Annotated in this window: 19 protein-coding genes and 1 pseudogene; 19 read left to right on the forward strand and 1 reads right to left on the reverse strand. The window is 44.4% G+C overall.

Annotation, left to right across the window (positions count from 1 at the left end; genetic code table 11):
- A pseudogene (locus BJP37_RS08825) lies at positions 1–465 on the reverse strand (Uma2 family endonuclease); the annotation flags it as partial.
- A 322-nt stretch (positions 466–787) separates the two neighbouring features.
- Between BJP37_RS08825 and BJP37_RS08830 the strand changes: the two are divergent.
- The 19 genes from BJP37_RS08830 to BJP37_RS08915 all read left to right on the forward strand — a co-directional run bounded on the left by BJP37_RS08830 (position 788) and on the right by BJP37_RS08915 (position 23,317).
- Positions 788–1,030, forward strand: coding sequence for a hypothetical protein (locus tag BJP37_RS08830; RefSeq protein WP_075898082.1), 243 nt, complete (start codon positions 788–790; stop codon positions 1,028–1,030).
- A 448-nt stretch (positions 1,031–1,478) separates the two neighbouring features.
- Positions 1,479–2,558 (forward strand): hypothetical protein, encoded by a 1,080-nt coding sequence (locus tag BJP37_RS08835; protein ID WP_075898084.1) that lies wholly within the window; start codon positions 1,479–1,481, stop codon positions 2,556–2,558.
- A gap of 388 nt (positions 2,559–2,946) precedes the next feature.
- Positions 2,947–3,969, forward strand: coding sequence for a glycosyltransferase family 2 protein (locus BJP37_RS08840; protein ID WP_081431115.1), 1,023 nt, complete (start codon positions 2,947–2,949; stop codon positions 3,967–3,969).
- Positions 3,970–5,031: 1,062 nt separating this feature from the next.
- A complete protein-coding gene (locus BJP37_RS08845) occupies positions 5,032–5,601 on the forward strand; it encodes a glycosyltransferase family 4 protein (RefSeq protein WP_229415250.1) in 570 nt (189 codons plus the stop codon).
- Positions 5,602–5,866: 265 nt separating this feature from the next.
- Complete coding sequence (locus tag BJP37_RS08850; RefSeq protein WP_198953990.1) at positions 5,867–6,478, forward strand: glycosyltransferase family 4 protein; 612 nt, start codon at positions 5,867–5,869, stop codon at positions 6,476–6,478.
- A 21-nt stretch (positions 6,479–6,499) separates the two neighbouring features.
- Positions 6,500–8,257 (forward strand): glycerol-3-phosphate dehydrogenase/oxidase, encoded by a 1,758-nt coding sequence (locus tag BJP37_RS08855; protein WP_075898088.1) that lies wholly within the window; start codon positions 6,500–6,502, stop codon positions 8,255–8,257.
- Between the two features lie 82 nt (positions 8,258–8,339).
- Positions 8,340–9,185, forward strand: a complete 846-nt coding sequence (locus BJP37_RS08860) for a hypothetical protein (protein WP_075898090.1) — start codon at positions 8,340–8,342, stop codon at positions 9,183–9,185.
- Between the two features lie 30 nt (positions 9,186–9,215).
- Positions 9,216–9,944 carry a class I SAM-dependent methyltransferase gene (locus BJP37_RS08865; protein ID WP_075898092.1) on the forward strand — a complete coding sequence of 243 codons (729 nt, stop codon included), beginning with the start codon at positions 9,216–9,218 and terminating at the stop codon, positions 9,942–9,944.
- A gap of 93 nt (positions 9,945–10,037) precedes the next feature.
- Positions 10,038–11,024, forward strand: coding sequence for an NAD-dependent epimerase/dehydratase family protein (locus BJP37_RS08870; protein WP_158069492.1), 987 nt, complete (start codon positions 10,038–10,040; stop codon positions 11,022–11,024).
- A gap of 31 nt (positions 11,025–11,055) precedes the next feature.
- Complete coding sequence (asnB, locus tag BJP37_RS08875; RefSeq protein ID WP_075898096.1) at positions 11,056–12,924, forward strand: asparagine synthase (glutamine-hydrolyzing); 1,869 nt, start codon at positions 11,056–11,058, stop codon at positions 12,922–12,924.
- A gap of 4 nt (positions 12,925–12,928) precedes the next feature.
- Positions 12,929–13,738 carry an acyltransferase gene (locus BJP37_RS08880; RefSeq protein WP_075898098.1) on the forward strand — a complete coding sequence of 270 codons (810 nt, stop codon included), beginning with the start codon at positions 12,929–12,931 and terminating at the stop codon, positions 13,736–13,738.
- A 41-nt stretch (positions 13,739–13,779) separates the two neighbouring features.
- Positions 13,780–14,940: a glycosyltransferase family 4 protein gene (locus tag BJP37_RS08885; protein WP_075898100.1), complete on the forward strand. Its 1,161-nt coding sequence runs from the start codon at positions 13,780–13,782 to the stop codon at positions 14,938–14,940.
- 244 nt (positions 14,941–15,184) lie between these two features.
- Positions 15,185–16,696, forward strand: a complete 1,512-nt coding sequence (locus tag BJP37_RS08890; RefSeq protein ID WP_075898102.1) for an oligosaccharide flippase family protein — start codon at positions 15,185–15,187, stop codon at positions 16,694–16,696.
- Between the two features lie 32 nt (positions 16,697–16,728).
- Positions 16,729–16,869: a hypothetical protein gene (locus tag BJP37_RS42335; RefSeq protein ID WP_229415251.1), complete on the forward strand. Its 141-nt coding sequence runs from the start codon at positions 16,729–16,731 to the stop codon at positions 16,867–16,869.
- Entirely contained in the window at positions 16,817–18,226 is a 1,410-nt protein-coding gene (locus tag BJP37_RS08895; RefSeq protein ID WP_075905917.1) for an FG-GAP-like repeat-containing protein, read from the forward strand. Before BJP37_RS42335 ends, BJP37_RS08895 begins: the two co-directional genes overlap by 53 nt.
- An 11-nt stretch (positions 18,227–18,237) precedes the next feature.
- Entirely contained in the window at positions 18,238–19,203 is a 966-nt protein-coding gene (locus BJP37_RS08900) for a lysylphosphatidylglycerol synthase transmembrane domain-containing protein (protein ID WP_075898104.1), read from the forward strand.
- Positions 19,204–19,389: 186 nt separating this feature from the next.
- Positions 19,390–19,959 carry a metal-dependent hydrolase gene (locus BJP37_RS08905; RefSeq protein ID WP_075898106.1) on the forward strand — a complete coding sequence of 190 codons (570 nt, stop codon included), beginning with the start codon at positions 19,390–19,392 and terminating at the stop codon, positions 19,957–19,959.
- Positions 19,960–20,202: 243 nt separating this feature from the next.
- Positions 20,203–21,774, forward strand: coding sequence for a glycosyltransferase family 39 protein (locus tag BJP37_RS08910; protein WP_075898108.1), 1,572 nt, complete (start codon positions 20,203–20,205; stop codon positions 21,772–21,774).
- Between the two features lie 28 nt (positions 21,775–21,802).
- Positions 21,803–23,317, forward strand: a complete 1,515-nt coding sequence (locus BJP37_RS08915) for a glycosyltransferase family 39 protein (RefSeq protein ID WP_075898110.1) — start codon at positions 21,803–21,805, stop codon at positions 23,315–23,317.
- The last annotated feature ends 231 nt before the right edge of the window (positions 23,318–23,548 follow it).

Raw genomic sequence — 23,548 nt, forward strand, 5'->3', positions numbered from 1 at the left:
CCCCATGAGCGACTGCCGTGGTTTCCCCCATGAGCGACTGCCGTGGTTTCCCCCATGAGCGACTGCATCAAGACATCTCTTGAGAGAATCAGTAGGAGAGCGCAACTCAACCACAAAATCAGGACACAAAGGCACAAACTTTTGTTTTTGCTGTAGAGTCAAAGTGTCCCATCTTTCTTTAGTTATCCATGACGCATCAGGAGAGCGGTCGGCATTATTAGGTAGTTTAAATCCACCAGAAGAGTCAAAAACAACCCCTAAATTATGCTTTCTATTCCATGCTTGTAATTGATAAATCAGATCAGCCTTGCGATTGCTGGTTTCTCCACCAGTTGGAGACATGATCACAATTTATCCCAATACAGTACGTTCAAAGCGATAGTCACGGTTATCTTGACAAAATTGCCAAAATTGCTCATCAGTGAGTTCAACGATTCCCTTTAAGTCTAGGGTAATGGTATCCATGATTATCGATCGTGATATATCTCTTTGGTTTTTAATATAGCGGTTTTCAATTAGGTGAGGTTTTTAGGGAACAGGGAGCAGGGAACAGGGAATAGAAAACACCACCTGCAACCTTGGCCAATAGGCCACGCTTCGCGAACAACCAGCTAACCTACCCGACACCGAACGCCAAGGGCGAACAACCAGCTAACCTTGGCCAATAGGCCACGCTACGCGAACAACCTACCCGACACCGAACGCCAAGGGCGAACAACCTGCGATCGCATAAACAAAGCTAGACTAAGGACAATTACCCAAGTAACACTAGCGGGGAATCTCAACAATGCTCAAACCCAAATTAACCTTGATTGCTTTCCTATCAACCACTGGAATTGCCAGTGCTGTTTTGTTGGGTTCAGTTAGTCCCGCTGAATCTTGTATGTACAAGAAGTCCATTAACTACATAAGAGCTGAGCAAGTGAATTGGTTACGCTCTCCTTGGGCAGCGGTTATTACCTTGCCAGGATTAGCTATAGCAGCAGCTTTGTACCTGGGTAATCGCTATTATCTAAGCGATCGCCAGTGAGCTTGTCAGCATTCAGCCGTCAGCATTCAGCCGTCAGCTTTGTGGCACAGGCTTCTAGTTTGTGGCACAGGCTTCTAGTTTGTGGCACAGGCTTCGACGCATCGGACCTAACGTAGCGTGGCCAAAGGCCAAAGCTTACCTCTTTTATTCACAAGCTGATAGCACCTCAAGTAGCACCTCAAGTAGCGCATTAGCTGATAGCTGATAGCACCTCAAGTAGCATGGGCATTAGCTGATAGCTGATATAGCAATCCGTGTAGGAATTGTGCGAATTTTTGTTCCCTGTTCCCTACTCCCTACTCCCTGCTCCCTGTTCCCTGTTCCCTGTTCCCTGTTCCCTTGGCTATAGCTGATAGCTGATAGCTGATAGCTGATAGCTGAATGCTTACAAAAAAATTGATTAAAATAGTATAAACTATACTAGTCCTAAATCCGTGGATAAATCACTATGAGTCAGGAAGAGGAAGTAACTTATACCCAAAAGACAGAGCGCCTCCAAGCCTTTACCCAACTAATTAAGTCAGTCGCTCCACTGATTTGGACTTTAGTAATTATTATTGTATTCATTCCCTTAGTCAGCAAACTTATCATCCCCCATTCGAGCAATCCGGCTCAAATTACCCCCTCGGCTGAATCAACAGTTGTTATTGAACCCCGTCCCGACTTTAGTAAAGTTAATCAAGCGGTTGCTGATGCCGTCAAAGAATCTCACGCCAGTGCTGAAGCGTTTGCCGCCCAGGAGTTAGATGTTTGGGAAGCAGAGTTAATCCCCCGTGTGGATAGTTTTTTGGATTGGTATTTTGATTATTTCAATCAGAAAAAAATGGAGCTTTCAGTTCCGTTTATGTGGGGAGCGTCGGCTATCATGCATCAAATCAATCCCAACCTTCCCTCTGGCAAGCAAGCCATTGACGCCAAACTTACCGAGACCTTCCAAAAAGAATTTTATAAACGAGTACTGCTTCCTCAGAATGCTCAAATGAGGATGGAACTAATAACGAATGATACGATTGAATTATATATGGCTGAGTTGGGAAACAATCTTAGTGACATCCAAAGCCAATATCAAATTCCTCAAGGTCAGTGGGATAGATATATTAACGAAATTTCCACTACTATTAATGATACGGAAGGTAACCTATCCAATATTTCCCTGAAACTGTTAATTGGCGGTAGTGGTTACTTGGTAGCTAAACCTATTCTGGTTTCCATGGGAGGAAAAGTAGCGAGTAAAGTTAGCAGCAAACTAGCTGGGAAAGCCGCCAGTAAAATGGCAGCAAAAACCGGTGGTTTAGTGGCAACGGAGTTAGGAGCAAGTATAATTGATCCCCTGGCTGGTATCGGTTTATTGATTTGGGATGTTTGGGATTACCGTCACACCCTGAAAGTAGAGAAACCTATTTTACGCAGCAATATATTAGGATACTTAAAACAGGTCAAAAAATCTCTGTTGAACAATCCTGAAACTGGGATTATGACAGCAATTTATCAGTTAGAAGAGGGTATTTTACAGTCAGTTGAATCGTAAGCAGTCAGCAGTAGGGTGCGTGATAAGACGGGCTCGCCCTAATTGTGTCGCGGTTGCCAGTGTTGGGATAGCCCGTCCGAAAATTGTAACGGGCAGGATGCCCGTTCCACCCACCGGGTCAAACTGATTACTGATTCCTGATGACTGAAAGCTTACCTTCAACATTTAACCTTGGCCAATAGGCCACGCTACGCGAACAACCTTGGCCAAAAGGCCACGCTACGCGAACAACAAACCTTCAACAAACCTTCAACTTTAAAAGATTGATGAATTTGGTCTATAAATGTTTCCAATGCCTTGACATATCCCCACAAGTTAGATTAGACCATCAATAATATATGCTTACAGTTTAAAACCGGATTGAATATTACTCAACCTGGGGCATCCTATGGAAATTTCCTTAATTAAACAAGGGCAATTAAATGCCCAGAACTGGTCTGGGACTGACATCACACCAGACGTATCAGTGGTGGTACCAATCTACAATGAGGTGGAGAGTTTGCCCCACCTGATTGATGCGATCGCATCCAGCTTAACCGATACTCAGCTCAGCTATGAGCTGATTTGTGTCGATGATGGCTCTACAGATGGTTCCACCCAACTGCTCAAGGAGCAAGTCCTCTCCCGCCCTGATTTGCGAGGAGTAATTTTGCGTCGCAACTATGGTCAAACTGCTGCCATGGCAGCTGGGTTTAATTATGCTCGGGGTCGTGCCATTGTTACCTTAGATGGTGACCTACAAAATGATCCAGCTGACATTCCCATGCTGCTTGCCAAACTTGAGGAAGGCTATGACTTGGTTAGTGGCTGGCGCAAACATCGGCAGGATGCGGCTGTAACTCGCTTACTGCCATCCAAAATTGCCAACTGGCTGATTGCACGCACCACTGGGGTTAAACTCCATGACTATGGCTGTTCTCTGAAAGCTTATCGCTCGGAATTGGTAGCGGACATGAACCTGTACGGTGAGTTACATCGGTTTTTACCAGCCTTGGCATTTATTGAGGGGGCAAGAATTACCGAGTTACCCGTGCGTCACCATGCTCGTCGCTATGGTAGTAGCAAGTATGGTCTGGGGCGAACGTTCCGGGTGCTAATGGATTTGTTGACCATCTTCTTCATGAAGAAATTCCTCACCCGACCCATGCATGTATTTGGATTACTAGGTCTGAGTTCCCTAGGCACGGGCATAATCATTGGGGCTTATCTGACCATTCTCAAGCTAGGACTGAATCAAGAAATCGGGGATCGGCCTTTACTGATCTTGGCAGTACTTTTGATCTCGACTGGTGTACAACTGTTTAGTCTTGGTCTACTGGGGGAACTACTGATGCGTACTTACCACGAATCTCAGGGAAGACCGATTTATCGGGTCAGAGAAGTGGTGTCCTCTAATGTTGAGCAACCTTAGTGATATCACTTAGAAATCCAGTTGGTTAGTGGCTAACCAAAGTATGACCCTAAGCATATGCGCTACGGGCACGCTACACCGAACAGCTGTCAGCTGAATGCTGACAGCTGTCAGCTGACCTCAAATTTAAATGCATATGAGGTTAGCCGCCAACCAAGGCGATTTCTTGAAGATTGGAAATTTTTAAAGATTATATGAAGTTAATCATCAAGATTTCAGTAAGAGCCAGATTAACCGTTGATTTGGATAATATCTCTAGGTTTTAATTAAATTAAAATTTTTTTTGATAAAAAATTCATTCAAACCACTTCTGAATAACACTTAGTTGTGCAGTAAGGTATCAGCATTCAGCTAATAGCTATCAGCTGAATGCTTATGGGTTAGATCCGATGGGTCGAAGCCTGTGCCACGCTACTAGATCGGTGCTTTTGAATAAAATAAGCTGACCACTGTTGGCGTAGGGTGAGCTTTTAGCTCACGGCTGACCGCTGTTGGCGTAGGGTGAGCTTTTAGCTCACGGCTGACCGCTGACCGCTGAATGCTTACTCGTATTGAAAGTTTTCAGCATAATAGTTGCAGCTTCGGCCGATAAGTATATAGATACTTATAAATCAGCTATTAGCACTCAGCATTAAACAGCTAGTGCCTTAGCTGCTGGATGCTTACTTTGGGCAGTAGGGCTCTTCCTCAGGGAATAAATTAGGAGCAGTTTTAGTTTCTAGTTAAATAATGCTTGAATCCCTTGGTATCTGTGCTTACCCTTAAGTCGTAAATTATGGCTAAGTGAGGGCTGTTAGTAATCGCTGAAATTAACCACAGGTTATTGTGAACTTCTATTAAACTTTACCGGAAACTTACTAAGCAATAGTGAAGTTTCCATAAATATGGCTTTGAAATGGGGCGCTCTTGATCAGAGTGCTTTATATATAGGGGAAGATAAACGTGTATTTAACGAGCAAAACTAATCGGCTTAGAGATCGGCTTGAGGTCAAAAGCAGCAGGGATAAATGGACTGTCTGGGATAATAAACCAGTCTCCTATGATCAACGAAATGTCAGTAGGATGAACATTCTATTGCTCGCTCCTCATCCGTTTTATCAGAATCGTGGCACACCCATCGCAGTCAACCTGGTCTTGAAAGTGCTTTCTGAACGGGGAGACAAAGTTGATGTCGTGACTTATCCTGAAGGGCGTGACATCAATTATGAAAATATCAAGATATACCGAATCCCTAAGCTTCCTTGGGTTCGGAATATACGACCAGGCTTCTCCTGGAAGAAAATCGTCTGTGATTTTTTCATGTTGCTTGCTGTAATTCGCCTAGTGAGTAAGAAACGCTACGATTTGGTTCATGCTGGAGAGGAATCCGTCTTTATTGGTTTAGGGCTCAAAATCCTGTGTAAAATTCCCTATGTCTATGACATGGATTCATCTATAGCCCAACAAATGATTGAAAAGTATCCTTTGCTACATATTTTTTCGTCATTATTCAACTTTTTTGAAGGAATGGCTGTGAAGAATGCCAAAGTTGTGGTTTCAGTTTGCGATGCTTTGGCAGCAGATATTCAAAAGTACAAGCCCAGAAAAACTGTAGTTATTCCAGATATATCTTTGCTTAACTCTAATTTTTAACAAATTCCTAAAAAGTCTTTAAAGTTAGACTAAATATTGAAACCCTCTAGACTTTAGAATTGGAGGATAATAAATTAACTAATAATTGTTAATGATCAACAAAACCTATTGTTAGGATGCCCTAAGACTACGTTTTATTTTGTAAAGAAATATAATTATCGTAAAAATGTGCAGGTTATTGTAAATTTTTGCTGAAAAATTCAACAGTTTCAAGTTCAAGATTAAAATTCAAGATTCAACTTCAAGATTCAACATTGGTGTAACTATGTATAGTACTATGTATAGTAATCTCAGACGTGAGCTAGGAATCGATAATCTCCTCCTGATGTATGTGGGCAATCTGGAGACTTATCAGGGGATTGACCTACTTCTAGACAGCTTCGCCTTGAGCCTTGAGCACACTGATCAGGCGGACTTAGTCATTATTGGTGGAGAAGCGGACGACATTCGGAAATACACGAATAAGTCTCACTGTCTTGGCATGGAACAACATGTCCATTTTTTAGGACCGAAACCAGTTGATCATCTGGCTATCTATCTGGAGCAAGCTGATATTTTAGTCTCCCCGAGAACTAAGGGTAAAAATACCCCGATGAAACTCTACTCCTATCTCGATAGCGGCAAAGTCTTGTTAGCAACAGATTTAGCAACTCATACTCAGTTGCTAGACAATCACGTTGCTATGCTGAAGAGCCCAGATGCCAAAGCTTTCGCGGAGGGAATGCTTGATCTAATCGCTGATGAAAAGCTACGACTGAGGCTGGGCAGTGCTGGCAAGAAATTGATTGAAAAAAGGCATACTTATGCGGCTTTTCGGCAAAAATTAAACAGTCTTTATGATTGGCTACATCACGAGTTAGTAGAGCATATAGCGTAAGCACCTAGTGTAAGACAAGTAATGAAAAGGAACCTAGTAGAGTTAGCCAGAAACTATTACGACCTATTAGTGATCGGTGGTGGCATCTATGGAGCTTGCGTAGCTTGGGAAGCAACCCTCAGGGGATTGTCAGTAGCCTTGGTAGAAAAAGCTGATTTCGGTGGCGCTACCTCTGCTAATAGTTTGAAGACTATCCACGGAGGATTACGGTATCTCCAGCATGCTGACCTTAAAAGGATGCGTGAATCCATTCATGAACGCACCAGTTTAATGCGGATTGCGCCTCACTTAGTTCATCCATTACCAGTGTTGATTCCCACCTACGGCCATGGCATGAAGGGAAAAGAAGTGCTATCTGTGGCACTTGCTATCAATGACCTGATCAGTTGCGATCGCAATCGCCAACTCGATCCCCAAAAACACATATCCAATGGTCGGGTAATCTCTAAGCAAGAGTGTCAGCAGCTGCTTCCAGGAATTCCCCAGGAAGGGCTAACTGGAGCAGCAGTCTTTTATGATGCTCAGGTCTACAACTCTGAACGGTTGACCCTCTCTTTTCTACGCTCAGCTGAGCAAGCTGGGACAGTGGTGGCTAACTACGTAGAAGTTACTGGATTTCTCCAAGCTGGAAATCGGGTTACGGGTATTCAGGGGCAAGATGTGTTAACTGGGAATCAATTCGACATCCGCGCCAAGACTGTGGTCAACACCAGCGGACCATGGACAAATCGGGTGTTGAGTTTACTAAACCAACCCCAGCAGCAACCCCAGCAGCAACCCAGAGTTCCCCTTGCCAAAGCCATGAACCTGGTGATTCGCCGTCCCCTCTGCCAAAGCTATGCTGTGGGTATTTCCACGCCATACTCCTATCGTGACTCCGATGCCATAGTTAACAAGGGGTCTCGCTTACTATTTATTGCGCCCTGGCGTGGTAAATCCCTGGTCGGTACATCATATGCTGTTTGGGATCAAGACCCGGATAACTTCAACATTACTGAACAGGATATTCAAGACCTACTCGATGACATCAACCAAGCATGGCCATCGGTTAAACTCAACCAAGCCGATGTCGCCTTCGTCCATGGTGGCTTGCTTCCTAGAACTGGCATTACTGAGACCGGAGAGCCACAAATGGCTAAACACTATCAAATCTTCGATCATGCCAAAGAAGAATTGCCAGGATTGATCTCGGTGGTTGGGGTGAAATATACCACTGCCAGAGATGTGGCTGAGAAAGTCGTTAACCAGGTATTTCGGTCATGGGGGCAAAAGCCTCCCAACTCCCTGTCATCAGTTACGCCAATTTACGGTGGGCACATCGAACAATTTGAAGTGTTTTTGCAGACAGCAATCTTTAAGCAACCCTATGGACTGGGGCAGGAGGTAATGCGCCGCCTCGTGTATAACTACGGTAGTGCCTATCAAGATGTACTGCTATATTTGGAGCGAGGATCAGATCACTCCTGTACACCTACTGATGATTTAGCTGTACTCAAAGCTGAAGTCTTGTATGGGGTTGTTGAGGAAATGGCTCAAACATTAGGTGATGTGGTGTTCCGGCGGACGGAACTGGGTAGTGCTGGTCATCCCGGAAACGAGGCCCTCAGAATCTGTGCTGAGGTGATGGGGGCGGAATTAGGATGGAGTCGGTCACAAATAGAGCTAGAGTTAGACAAGGTTAATCACATTTTTAATAAGGGAGGTGTATTAAGTCAGGAGAAAAGTATTGGAATTGAAACCCTTAACGGTCCGGTTAGTTTAGCCGAGAAGATCCTTTGAGGTTTTGGTGCAAGATTTTAGCTGAATCTGCTGGAAACAGCAGCAGTTTATAGAAATCAGGGAGGTTGATTAACAAAAATCCATGGTCGCTACCCCTCAAAACCATCAATTAATCCTAATTGATAGTCACGTTCACCTTTATAACTGTTTTGATATCGATCAACTGCTAACGTCAGCTTGGGGCAATTTTCAGCGATTTTCTGGTGAGGCAGGTGATCAAGAAAATTTTCAGGCTGTATTATTGTTGACAGAAATAGAGCATCAAAAATGGTATAAAAAGTTAGCTGATTTAGCGGACAACAATAATCAGTCTAGGGTAAGCCAGGGAAAACCTTGGATGTTCCACCGTACCCAGGAAGATTTCTCTTTATATACCTGTAACGCCTTAGGCCAAGGAATATTCTTAATTGCTGGTCGCCAAATTGTGACAGCGGAAAACCTTGAGGTATTAGCGTTGATCACTGACCAAAACCTTGAAGATGGTTTACCCTTAGACGTAACCATTAAAGCAATTCTGTCTGCGGAGGGAATCCCTATACTCCCCTGGGGAGTTGGTAAATGGATCGGAGATCGGGGACAACTATTATATAAGCTCTTGGAAGACAGGAATTTTCCCAAGCTTTTTCTAGGAGACAATGGTGGACGTCCTGTATTCTGGTCACGACCAGTTTTGTTCACACAAGCAGAGAAAAAAGGATGGCGGATCTTACCAGGAAGCGATCCACTTCCTTTAGCTTCTGAATTTTGTCGTCCTGGCAGTTTTGGATTTACTATCCAGGGTTGCTTGAGTAATGAAGAACCAGGAAAAGATATCAAGGAAATGCTACTGAATCCTATGACACCTATTCAGGCCTATGGTTCTCTAGAAAACCCCTGGCGATTTATTCGTAACCAATTAGCAATTCGGTCTAGAAAAAATAGCAATTAAAAATAAACAAATGACTAAAGGAATTTAACAGTGGTTTCTACAGGTGATTTTCCCGAAACAGCCGATATCGAAACATCTTCTGAGGATTATGCCTCCCGTTTTGCCGGGGAAATTGGGGCTTGGCTACTGAAAGTCCAGGAAGACGCAACCTTGAAAATGCTGACTCCTTATCCTAAAGCCACCATCCTTGATGTGGGAGGAGGACATGGTCAACTCACCGAGGCTCTGATTCAAAATGGTTATCAACTCACTGTGCTTGGTAGTGCGGATGTCTGTAAGGGTAGGATTCAGAATTTTATTGATGCTAATCTTTGTTCCTTCAAGGTTGGGAATGTTTTGGATCTCCCTTACCCAGACGAAGCGTTTGATGTTGTGATCAGCTATCGATTCCTGGCTCATGTAACTCAATGGCAGTCTTTTTTAACAGAACTAAATCGAGTAGCAAAGCAAGCAGTAATCCTAGATTATCCGACAGTGAGGAGCGTAAATGCTATTGCCCCCTATCTATTTAAGTTTAAGAAAGGGTTGGAAGGAAATACACGAGAGTTTATCTGTTATAAGGAACATGAGCTTCTAGAATTTTTGAAATCTATTGGTTTGAGTAAAGCTGAGCGCTATCCTCAATTCTTTGTGCCTATGGTACTGCATCGTGCTTTAAAATCTCCATTACTGTCATCACTAATGGAAAAATTATTTAAACTATCAGGACTAACCTATGTATTTGGCTCACCCGTCATTTTGAAGGTCATTAAAACCTGATGATCATTCGCTGGCATCAGCTTCGACAAAAGGGAAATACCCACCCCAAACTAAAAATTGACCATCTTCAAGTAGATTGATTGGAGGAACACCGTGAGAATATTAGTAACAGGGGGCACAGGTTTTACAGGTAGCCATCTGACACGCCGCCTAATACAAAAAGGTCATGATGTTGTTGTCCTTGACAATAAACCGGGTCTGTTTTTTGATGAACTCAAGGAACTAGGAGCAGAAATTCACCTAGGTAGCGTTGCTGACCGAGATATTGTAGACAAAGTGACCCAAGGCTGTGATGTAGTCCACCACTTAGCAGCAGCATTTCGTAAGGTAAACCTTCCCCAGTCAGTGTACTGGGATGTGAATGTGGAGGGAACACGCTACCTATTGGAGGCTGCTCTCAAGTATGGCGTGCAGAAGTTTGTATACTGTAGCACCTGTGGGGTTCACGGAGATGTGAAGCAAACACCGGCTGGTGAAGATGCGCCCATTGCCCCTGCGGATTACTATCAATACACCAAATATGAAGGGGAAAAAATCATTCCTGAATTCGTAGAGAAGGGCTTAAAGGTGGTAAGCCTGAGACCTGCCGCTATCTACGGACCTGGGGATCCGGAACGGTTTTCAATCCTGTTCAAGCGGGTGAATAAGGGACACTTCTTAATGTTTGGCGATGGTCTGTCTCATTACCACCCCTTGTATATCGATAATCTAGTCGATGCTTTTGAACTGGCTGCGGATTCAGATAAAGGCAACGGGGAGGTATACCTGATCGCTGATGAAAACTACCATAGTCTCAATGACTTGGTTACTGCGATCGCAAAAGCCCTTGACATTAAACTAAACCTGATCCATCTGCCCTTCTGGCCCCTTTGGACAATTGCCTTTGCCACCGAGATGGTGTACAAGCCTTTCCCAGGAGTCGATCCCCCTCTGTTTCGGCGACGGGTCGATTGGTTTAGGCAGAATCGTGGCTTCAGTATTGAAAAGGCTAAGCAGGATCTCGGTTACCAACCTAAAGTAGATCTCCCAACCGGATTAGTACGAACAGCTGAGTGGTATCGGGAAAAGGGCATCATCTGAAAACTTGCAGAAAGAAAAAAGGGTAAAAACAATGTGTGGTATCACAGGATTTTCCTGGCAAGATGAGGGTCTGGTCACAAGGATGATCCAAACCCTTGCTCATCGTGGACCTGATCAGTACGGGGTCTATACTGACGAGTCGATCTCCTTGGGTCACCGACGGCTGAGCATCCTCGATCTCAGCGAGCATGGACGACAGCCAATGTCCAACGAAGACGGCTCAATCTGGGTGAGTTATAATGGAGAGATTTACAATTTCCCACAACTACGGCGGACACTACAGGGGAAAGGACATCAGTTCCACAGTGGCACAGACACCGAGGTGATTGTTTATGCTTATCAAGAATACGGACCAGCTTGTGTCGAATGGTTCAACGGCATGTTTGCCTTTGCAATCTGGGACAAGAGCAAGCGGGAGCTACTTCTAGCACGCGATCGCTTGGGCATCAAACCGCTTTACTATTACTTAAACAATGGCAAGCTGGTTTTTGCCTCTGAGATCAAGGCTATTCTAGAATCTCCCGAAGTGAAGCGGGAGATAAATGCTCAAGCCCTTTACCATTATGTCGGCTACGAGTTTGTGCCAGCACCAGACACCATCTTTCGCCACATTCACAAGCTCCCTCCCGGACATTACCTCCGGTATCGGGAAGGAAAAATTGAGTTAACCCAGTACTGGAATCTCAAGTTTGCTACTGAGGCTCAGCCAACTGCCTATTACGAAGAGAAGATGCGGCATCTTTTGGAAGACTCGGTTAGGCAACGCTTGATTAGCGATGTTCCCTTAGGGGTATTTCTTTCAGGAGGGTTGGATTCCAGTACAGTAGTGGCAATGATGGATCGGTGCAACGTAGAACCAATCCAGACTTTTGCCTTGGGTTATGACGACCCTTCCTTCAGTGAACTGGACTATGCCCAATATATGGCTAGTCAATTCAATACCCAACACCGGGTACTGATGATCGATCCGATTACACCTGAGTTGCTCGAAACAGCTGTCTGGCATCTCGACGAACCGATGACGGATCTGTCCACCATCCCCTTTTATCTGATCTGCAAGAAAGCCAGGGAACATGTCACAGTCTGCTTGAGCGGCGAAGGGGGTGATGAGGTGTTGGTAGGCTACGATCGATTTAAGGCGAGTAAAGGTCATAGCTACTATTCTCTAATTCCAGAGCTGATTCGACGGGGTATAATCGGACCAGTAGTCAACGCCCTACCAGATCAGCCCCAGAAGAAAGGGGCAATCAATATCCTGAAACGGTTTATTCAAGGTGGACTGCTACCGGATGAGGGTGAACATATGCGCTGGCAGTACTTTGGGATGCCAGAACAGGATCAGGCTCTTTTTGCCAAGGATATTCTAGCTGAAATTGACCGAGACCCTTTCGCACCGATCCGAAATCAGGTAGCAAACTGCAACTCCAACCAGCGACTAGACCGAGAGATTTATTTAGATCTCAAGTTTACCATGCCCGATAGTCCCTTGATGAAAGTGGACAAGATGAGCATGGCTCATGGGTTGGAAGTGCGGGTACCCCTGCTAGACCACAAGTTCGTGGAGTTCTGTGCCACGATTCCATCAGATCTCAAGCTAAACGGATTTACCACCAAGGCAATTTTTCGGTCAGCTATGAAAGGTATTCTACCCGACAAAATTCGCCAGCGTGGGAAACAAGGCTACAGCTTGCCGATCAAAAACTGGCTCCGGCAGGAACTGCGGGATTATATGGTAGAGCTATTGACTTCCTCCCCACTCATGAAGGAAGCATTTAATCTTAATTATATTCAACAGCTGATTCGGGAGCATATGGAATACCGGGCAAACCACAACCACATCCTCTGGGCTTTGATTAACCTGGCACTTTGGCATCGGCTGTTTGTGGAAACTAGGAGGTAATCAGATGACACCAGGTAATTTTAAGGTAAAGGAAATCAGCAAGGGGAAAGTTCACCGCTGGCAACAGTATGCAGCATTGGTCGTGGGGAAGACCGAACTGCTGAGCTTCCTAAAGTATGAAATAATTACCTTCTTTTTGATGAACTTGCCTGGAGCATTAGGGCTCTATCTGCGGAGCAAGTTTTACCCTATGCTGTTGGGGGAGGTAGGGTCGAATGTAGTCTTTGGACGGGGGATTACCCTCCGCCATCCCCACAAGATTCGGATTGGTCAGAATGTGATTATCGACGACAACTGTGTGTTGGATGCCAAAGGGCAGTCGAATTCAGGAATTTCCCTTGGGGACGGAGTGTTTATTGGTCGGAATTCCATTATCTATTGTAAAGATGGAGACATCGAGATCCAACCCAAGGTCAATATCAGCGCCAATTGCGAGCTGTTCTCCTCCCATCGGTTAGTAATTGGCAAAGAGACGATGATAGCAGCTTACAGTTATATCTTGAGTGGTGGTAGCTACGATTACGAGTCCGAGGTTCCCCTGGTGGAACAGGATAGCTATGCCAAAGGTCCGACTGTAATTGGTGAAAGATGCTGGTTGGGAGCTAAATCTGTTGTCCTAGATGGGGTCTCTATTGGCGATCGCGCTGTAGTGGGTGCGGGAGCAGTAGTAACTAAAAATATACCAGGCTCTTCTGTTGCTATAGGTATACCGGCAAAAGTTAAGAGCTATGTCTTACAACAAAAAGGTACAAATTCTTCAGAAGGGAACAATGCCGCCTATCCAACAGAAGAGCAAATTAGCAAACTGTCCTAGATAAAATTTATACTCTATCCAAACTTTAACAGAAATATACCATGAGAATTTTACTAGACTGTAGGTTTCAGAAGGGCGCTGGACCAAACGTTGCCACTCGTTATCTACTTGATGAGCTGATCAAGCTCAATAATGAACATGAGCTTATTATTTTACAACACAAAGGCCAACCATTACCAGAGTATCCTAATGTTAAGAAGATGTTTGTTCCATTTCGTAACCCTTTGCTAGAACTATTTTGGATACAATTTTGGCTACCTTTGCTAATCAAGCTGAACAGTATTGATATTTGCCACAGCCTTAAGCATATTGGCCCTTTGTTTACCAACGTCCCGACTATCCTTCATGTACATGAGGTTGGACATTTTTTTCCTGAGGGACAAGAAGGTTTTCAGCTCAGTTTGGCAAACAAAATTTATTGGACTCAAATCCTTGTATGGGCTATGAAACAAGCTACTCATATCATCGGTACATCTCAACAATGTAAGACAGTAATCAGCCAAAAAATTGGTATCCCTGAAGATAAGGTAAGCATAGTTCCCTATGGAGTTTCTCATAAATTTAGACCAATTCAGGATTTAGAAGTAATTTTAGATTGTAAACATCGCTACAATTTGCCTGAACAATACATTCTTTGCGTTGGCAATATTTGTCCTCAAGAAAACTACGACACAGTTGTCAAAATGTTTGCCAAGTTACGGGAAAACTGTCAAGAGTTTCCCAAGTTAGTATTAGTAGGGGATACAAGTGATGCTGGTTCTGACTTCTTTGAACTTATCAAACAATTAGAATTGAGTAGCGAGATTATTTTCACAGGTTTTGTGCATCATAATGACCTAGTTTACATATATAACGGAGCAACACTACTACTATTTCCACCTACCGTAGCTGCCTTCGGCATCCCTCCTATAGAGGCCATGGCTTGTGGTACTCCTGTAGTTGCTTCCAATGTCGATGCTATTCCCGAAGTAACTGCTGGGGCTGCACTCTTGTTTAACAATCCTAGGAATGTAGATGAGATGCTTGAAGCTATCTCTCAGGTTATTGATAATCATAAAATCCGCGAATATCTGAAGCAAAAAGGATTTGATAGAGCCAAAAATTTTAGTTGGAAAGCATCAGCGTTGAAAGTGCTTGAAATATACAAAAAAACTGGAATTGGAGATTATATTCGAGATGATAATAAATCTCGGTATGCCTAATAATGTCGGCTTAATTGTAAGCAAGTATTTAGCTCTCAAATACTTAATTTCGTAACTATTAAGGAGTAATAAGCAGGTACACAAAATTGATTACACATTTTACAAAACTCAAAGCATTAAAATGTCCGGGTTACAGAGATTGGGAGTAGGTAATTAATTCTGTGTAGGTGCTTATGCAAACAACCTTAAACATGTATACAAGTGTCGGTCACTCAGAAGCATTCTGGATTAGAAGAAGAACTTGATGGAATCGCTTAATGCCGCAGCTAAAAAGATTGCAAAAGGTGCTGGTATCACTTTTGTGGGTAAAGTGGCAAGTACTGGTCTTAAATACCTAACTCAAGTAACTCTGGCTCAGCTTCTCGGGGCAGAACTTTTTGGTATCTATACTCTAGGATTTGTGATCTACCAATTCGGAGAGCTATTTGCGAGAATGGGTTTGGAAAATGGCGCAGTGCGCTATGTTTCAATCCATCACGGTGCAGGAGATACCAGAAAACTCAAGGGGGTTTTGCTACAGGCAGTTGGACTATCTTTTGTCAGTGGCTTGGTTTTAGGCACTGTTCTCTTTCTGGCATCAGAACCCATTGCCAAATCAATCTTTGGTAAACCTGGGCTTGTTCCTGCCCTGCAGCTGTTTGCGATCGCTCTTCCCTTTGGGGCTAGCATGATCGTGGGAGCTTTTGCCACCACTGGGTTTCAGGTCACAGTCTACCTAGTTTACATCTGGGAACTTCTTCTGCCGTTCACCAACTTACTGTTGGCTGCCTTGCTATGCACGCTTGGCTTCGGACTTTGGGGTACAACTATAGCGTGGGTGATTGCTGTTATAGTTGCATTAGCAGCCACTCTTTACTTTATCCGAAGACTCTTTCCAGCGATAGGGAACAGAAACATTAAGCCGATCTTCGAGGGGAAGCAACTCCTCACATTTTCGCTCCCCTTAGCTTTTGGCGCTTTCTTATGGCTTGTCATGATCTGGACAGACATATTGATGCTGGGATATTTCCGATCAGCGACAGAGGTAGGGATTTACCGAGCGGCTTCGCAGACAGCATTCTTAATGACTATCTTCTCAGCCTCGTTAAATTCGATCTTTGCACCAATAATTGCTGATCTTCATCACAGGAAAGCAATCGAGAAAATGGGGCAGATCTTCCAAGCCACTACTCGCTGGAGCCTCTCCTTAAGCGTGCCTCTGTTCTTAGTGGTGACAGCAGCCAGACAAGATATTCTGGGGATTTTTGGAGCGGAGTTTGTCATCGGAGGTTTGCCCCTAGTCATTTTAGGAATAGGACAATTAGTCAGAGCTGGGACAGATACGGCAACTAACACGTTGATTATGTCAGGTCATCAATATACCAAGCTCTTTGGAGATATTGGCTCGACCATTGTCAACATAGCATTAAACGTACTGTTGATTCCCCGATGGGGGTTGATGGGAGCAGCAATAGCAACTGGGATTAGTATTAGTGGTGTTCACCTGTGGCGAATGTTGCAAGTCAAGCTGGTTTTGGGTATTCAGCCTTTTAATTGGAGCTACTTCAAAATTATAGGAGCTGGAGCTATTGCAGGGTTAAGCGGGTTTACTGTCTATTCTTGGCTGACACCGATGCCTTCCCTTGTTTCAGTAGTTGTTACTGCTGGGGCTATTGTTGTCGTCTATGCTCCACTGTTATTGGCAATGGGCTTAGAAGAAGCAGATCGGATGATTTTGGGAGAGGTGCAAAAGCGATTGGGCTTATTGAAAAATTGATATTCCTGAAAGTTAAAACCGGAGAATTATTGTTGAGAGAACAGATAAATGCTAAAGCGATCGCCCAAACTCAGCCCACAGTATTTCACTTACAAAATAGCGCTGTGTTTTTTGAGTTTTTTGAGCGCATTCAGTTGGGGATGTGTAGTCAAATCAAATGGCAAGGACGTTGATTTACCTTATTCCACAATCAAACCTCAGACAATTCAATTAGATTTACCTGCTGAAGACAACAGAGCAGGTGGTTTGATTACGGCAGATGTAGACAATGACGGGAATAAGGACTTTATTATTACCAAGCCCGGTCAGATCGCAGTTTACACTCATTCTGGGCAAAAGCTCTGGGCTAAGCAGATCAACATCCAGGTAACTGGAAAATCTGAGTCCCAGGGACTACCTGGATTGCATGGCTCAGGTGTCCAAGCAGCTGACGTGGATGGGGATCAGAAGACGGAGGTCTTGTTTTTAACCAAAGACAATACTCTTCATATTATCCAAGGTGACAACGGACAGAGCAAGGGAAGTATAACAATACAATCTCCACCAGGTACAGAACGTTGGGAGCACCTAGTAGTAGCCAATTTCCGGGGCAAAGGCGATCGCGATTTACTACTTCAGGCCACTAATGCTGAAGGATACCGTAAGGGTCGTTATCTAGCAGCCTATCCCCTAGAAAACTTACTAAAAGGTGAAAACCTTCAACCTTTGTGGACCCGAGATGATTTCCTTGCCAATGCTCACAATGGGGCACGGGTGGCAGATATCGACGGAGATGGCAAAGATGAGGTTTTGGGTGGCACTATAATATCACCATTAGGAGAGCTACTGGTGCGAATTCCAGTAAAAGGTCATATTGACTCCCTGTTTGTGGCTGATGTGCGTCCAGAGATCCCAGGATTAGAGGTGGTAGCTCTGGAAGAGGGGGGTGGCAATCGGGTTTTCCTTTATAACCGCGCTCGCGAAGCGGTTCTTTCGGAACATCGCGAAGCGGTTCCTTCGGAACATCGCGTAATTTGGGAAACCCACTACAAGCATCAAGAACCACAAAATGCTGGCATTGGTGATTTTGACCCCCAACGACCGGGATTAGAAGTGTGGTGCCGCAGCCGTTACAACAAGCACCAGAAACCCTTTGTATTTGATGCCCAAGGTCAACTGATTGCTGACTATCAAATGGATGATGTTGCTCCCAAGGGATGGACAGACAAAGGTGTAGAGGTGATCTTCCCGATTGATTGGACAGGAGAGTCGAGGCAATTAGTCGCTGTCAAAGAGCGCCATAAATCAGGAGACGTAGGCATTTTCGATGCCCTGAGTGGGCAATTTCTCCATCGGTTCAAAGAACAGGCGGATCGACTTTACGTTGCTGATGTATCTGGGGATTGGCGGGAAGAGGTGATGGTTCTCAATGGGAATCAGCTGCATATTTACAGTAACCCCGAACCAAATCCCAATCTTGATCGCCCACGGCTATGGACTCAAAACCACTACCGCCGCAGTAAGATGACTTGGAACTACTACAGTCCATAAACTTAAAAACCATGGAAAAAAAGTTAGGTACTAATAAAAAATTTATTCTTACGATAATTAAATGCGGCGTTTCCATAGTGCTACTTTATTGGGTGTTGCGCAAGACAAATCTGCCCGACATTTTCCTAGCTGTGAGTTCTGCCAAAATTCCTATGTTAATCGCAGCGTTTGTGATCTACTTAGCCAGTTACTACATCAGAGCTAATCGGTGGCGGGTACTGCTTTTGGCTCAGAATGTGAAAGCTACCATCCCTTATTTGTATAAGTCCTACATGGTCAGCATATTCTTCAGTAATTTTTTGCCCTCCACTATTGGTGGGGATGCTATTAGGGCTTATGATGCCTGGCGGTTGGGAACGAGCAAGTCAGTCGCACTAGCCACTGTGTTTTTGGATCGTTTCCTTGGTTTACTGGGTTTGATGCTGTTTGGCCTCGGGGCGCTGTTTTTTTCTCAAACATTGATCGCCCAGTTACCATTACTTAACCTGTGGGTGATGCTAGGTAGCGCAGGAATTATGCTTGTAGTCTCAATGATTTTCATACCATCTCAGAAGATTTCAAGGGTTATTAGCAAGATCCAACTACCCTTTTGGAAGCACATACAAAACAAGCTAATTAATATTATTAAAGCTTTCCTTGCCTTTGGTAACCGCAAACATGCCTTGGGTATGTCTATGGGGTTGTCACTGATGGTGCAAATCAGTGTCATCGCTCATTATTACCTAATTTCCAAGGCACTGGATTTACCGGTTCCCCTTCTTAGTTTCTTTGTGATCATTCCCCTAGTCTCCTTGATCATGGTGTTGCCTGTATCGATCAACGCGATTGGTCTCCGTGAGAATGCATTTGTATTCTTTTTTGCGGCTTACGGCTACAATATTGCCAGATCCGAAGCGATTGCCTTTGCTTGGCTGGCTTACGGAATCGTGATCATTCAGGGGCTGCTGGGGGGAATTGTATACGCTTTGCGCAAGTAAAGGTGATTAACTGAGATCAGGTAATCGGGTAATCAAGTAATCAGGTAGTCAGGTGTAATGGTAATTAATAAACAAGGATCAAAGCAAATATAAATTACCAAATATAAATTACCAAATATAAATTACCAAATATAAATTACCAAATATAAATTACCAAATATAAATTACCAAATATAAATTAATCCAATGCCATCACCAGTAGGACACACATTAGCCGGTATTTGTGGATTTGTTCTGGCACGCCCTCATATAGCTTGGCATCAGCAAACTCGGCTGTTGTATGGTTCACTATTGCTCACAAACTTGCCAGACATAGACATTCTGCCTGGATTGCTGCTGCTGGGAAATCCAGGAGCTTTTCACCGTCAGGCCACCCACAGCTTGATAGTAGCTGCTGTAGTTGGCATCTTCGTTGCTTGGCTAGTGGGACGTTGGAGGTTAAATCGGCTCCGGTGGGGAATTTGGGCAGCTCTAGTTTATGGCAGCCATATCCTCTTGGATATGCTAGTAGCTGACCCAACAGCGCCTTTCGGAGTCCAGGCACTCTGGCCTTTTTCCTTGGACTATTTTATTTCACCGGTTACTATCTTTGCGAAATTTGATTATTTTAATCCAGAATTGGGTATGGTGCGCACCATCTTGAGTATTCCTAACTTCTTGGGAATACTGTGGGAAATCGTAGTACTTACACCCTTGGTAGGACTGGCATGGTATGGGTTTGGGACAAGTGACCGCAGAAAACCATTGGGAAGATAGAGGGCAAGGGTGATGGGGTGATCAGGTGTAATGGTGATGGAAAGAATTATAGATATTTTGCATAAATGTCTAAAATAAGACCCATAACTAATATAAGCGTGTGTCCCAATTTACTTTGGTTGGTAAGAGGTTCATTGTTCTATGTTGATGGCGATCAACTATCTTTCCTGAGCCAGCCATGATGAACCCTGCTGTGATCACTTTGGTTCTTAATATTGATTCTAGATAAGGTTGGTCAGGTGGATGAAAGCAGAAAAACTTAATTCAGCAGAAACCCCTATTCAAGCAGATTGGCTTTGGCAATGGATTCCCATCGCCTTAATTTTGCTATTGGCTGCTGGGTTGTACCTCTATCAACTCGGCACAGAAAGCCTGTGGGTGGATGAACTCTACAGTGTGAATGATGCCAAACGCTTACCAGGCCATCTGGGTCTAATCCGCCCACTGTATTACATCATCCTGTGGCTATGGATGCAGTTTGGCACCAGCGATGCTTGGTTGCGGGGGTTGTCTGTCTTGTTTGGATTGGGCAGTGTATTTCTAACTTACCAGCTTGGTCGTCGTGTAGCGGGAAAGGCAACGGGCTTGATTGCTGCCCTCCTCTTGGCTCTATCGCCCCTGTTCATCAATTTTGCCCAAATGGTTCGTATGTACACCCTAGGCACTTGTCTCGGTCTAGGTGGTACCCTAGCGCTAGTGCATGCTCTTGAGAATCCTACTACCACCTCAATGGCTTGGTGGGCTAGCCTACGACTGTTGGTAAACCTAACTGCCCCACTCAATGCCACCCTGCTCTTCGCGGACATCTGGTTGGTATGGTTTCGGTTTCGCAAGCAACGGGCTACATTATTAGCTTTCGGCAAATGGCTGTTGCTGGTGATCCTGTTGTGGTTACCATCTTTGTTATCTCTAGTGTCTGGAAGCCTGCCCTTCCTAAGCAAGGCCCTTAATCCCATCGCCAAAATTGATTCATCGGCTACTCGACACTCATTTCCGGCTTTTGTGGATGTTTTACGTAAGTTAAAGAACTTTACTGCCTTTCCGTTTCCTTCCACATCAAAGGTAAGTAGCTTGTTTTATCAAGCCTACAGTCTACTATTAGCTGGCTTGGTCGGTATTGCCATCATCCACAAAAACCACAAACCACGCCTGTGTTGGATTGCTGCTTGGGCGTTTATACCGTCAGTCATGATTTTTTTAGTTTCTAAACGATTATGGATAGACCGTTACATACTGTTTTTATCCCCATACATTTTGATTATTCTGGCCGCTGGCTTGATGGGATTGTGGCGTTGGAAACGGATTTTGGCGATCGCAGTAGCAATTATCTATGCCATTACCGTTAGCAGTGGGCTAGCACGTTACTACACTGTGCAGGATCGCCAAGATTGGCGAAGTGTCGCCCAAACAATTAGCATTGGTGAAAAACCTGGTGATACCATTGTGTTATCCATAGGTTCCCCAAAAATGACCTCAGCGCTTGGTCATTACTATAGTGGAGATGCCCCGATCTATTCCCTCGCGAAACTTTGTCCTTCTGATCGAGTCAAAAAGCCTGACGTAGAGGAAGCACTAAATAACTTGCCACCTATTCCCTCGCGACTGTGGCTAGTTTGCGGCACAGGTTTTGACGAAGAAAAGTTTCGCACTGTTTTCAAAGAACATTTTGACCTCGAAACACACCAAGCATTTACTAACGAGAACTTTTATAGACAAAATGATTTAATGCATCTATTTCTGGTCATCCCCACTTCTCCAAATTCTACTGATTTCCCAAATCCTACTGATATCAAAAACAAATCAACATCGATCTAAGCTCTAGGGCTTTGATTATTGACTTAGCATGAATGCCAACAACCACAAAACAGCAGCGCTCCTAGAGGGAGGAAATTGGTTCCGAGAATGGATGCCCATTACCTTAATCTTAGTATTAGCGACTGGATTGTATGTCTATCAACTTGGTACAGAAAGCCTATGGGTTGATGAACTGATTAGTATTCATCGTGCCAAGCACCTAGAGCGAGTCTTTAGTGATACACGCCCCCTCTATCACATCGTCCTACAAGTCTGGATGATAGTAAACAGTAGTGATGCTTGGCTGCGGGGATTGTGCGTTGTCTTTGCTATTGGTACTATCTTTGTTACCTATCGGCTTGGTCGGCGCTTAATCGGAGAGTCCACTGGCTTAATTGCTGCTCTCATCGTTGCCCTCTCACCCCTGTTTATCCATCATGCCCAAGAAGTCCGGATGTACGCACCGAGTACATTCTTTGGTGTTGCTGGCACACTAATCTTAACCCACGCCCTAGAACGTCCAACTACTCCCTTACTATTGGGATGGGCTGCTCTGCGATTCTTGGCAATTATCAGCACACCCCTTAACGTAGCGCTGCTGCTCCCAGACATAGTTGTGTTTGGCTGGAAGTATCGGAATCAACCTCGTGTTTTGTTCCGTTTCGGGGTCGGACTGTTACTGATTGGTATTTTATGGTTGCCATGGGTGTTTCCCCTAGTAACTAAGAGCGCCAAATTTATGGGAGGTGTAAAAGTACCTGGTACATCAGTTCGTGATCTCGGTGGACGCACTAGTCCTGGTTTACTGCATGTGATCATGCAGCCAGGTCGCTTTACAGCTTGGCCCTTTGGTCGAGCCAATTCCAATGCCATCTACTGGTTTTACAATGCCTACTCTGTCATGTTGACCTGTTTGCTAGGTGTTGTCCTATTCAACAAACCACGCTCAGGTAAGCTGGCTTGGATTGCGGCTTGGGCGTTTTTACCCTTAGTTCTGTTCTTTTCAGTGTCCCAAGTCTCTCGCTCTCTTTGGGTCAATCGTTACCTACTGTTAGCAGCCCCATACCTATTCATTCTGTTAGCAGCCGCTGGGATCGGTATTTGGCGTCGATGGCGTATTGGTGCGTTGGTGATAGCCCTGATCTATGCCATTGCGGTTGGTGGCGGGCTAAAGCGTTACTATACCGTGCTGGATCGAGAAAATTGGCGTGGTTTAGTGGAAACCATTGCCACCAAAGAACAACCGGGTGATGTGATTGTTTGGTCCATTGGTCAGAGAATACCTGTAGCATTAAATCATTACTATCATGGCTCTGGGAGTATTGAGATTAAGGATGTACTCCCGCGATCGGTTAGAAAAAACGATCAGCAAGCGATAGAAGGTTGGGTTAGCAGTTTGCCCCCAACCCAATCTCGTTTATGGCTAGTTTACGTCAAATCGTCGAAACTATTTCGGTCAGTTGTTAAAGAGCAATTTCAGATTCAAGCCCAAGAGAAACCCATTGATGGGATAGAAATCTTTCTGCTTAAACCACGTTCTACTGATCAAACCTCTGACGAGTAGACTTCGCGGTAGTTGTTTATTGAAGTAAGCCTAAAAGTAGTTATTTCAGGAAATTGCGATCGCGTAGCGTGGCCTACGGCCAATCGCAATTTCCTGAAATAACTCAAAGCGCAATTAATTCAAGAATGATATTTAGAATAATTGATCACCCTAATCTAGAGATTGTACAGATAAAGCCTACATTCCGCAGGTTGGAGGGGAGAGCTATGGTATTTTTAAACCATGAAACCA

It is taken from the genome of Moorena bouillonii PNG, from assembly GCF_001942495.1.
GTDB lineage: Bacteria > Cyanobacteriota > Cyanobacteriia > Cyanobacteriales > Coleofasciculaceae > Moorena > Moorena bouillonii.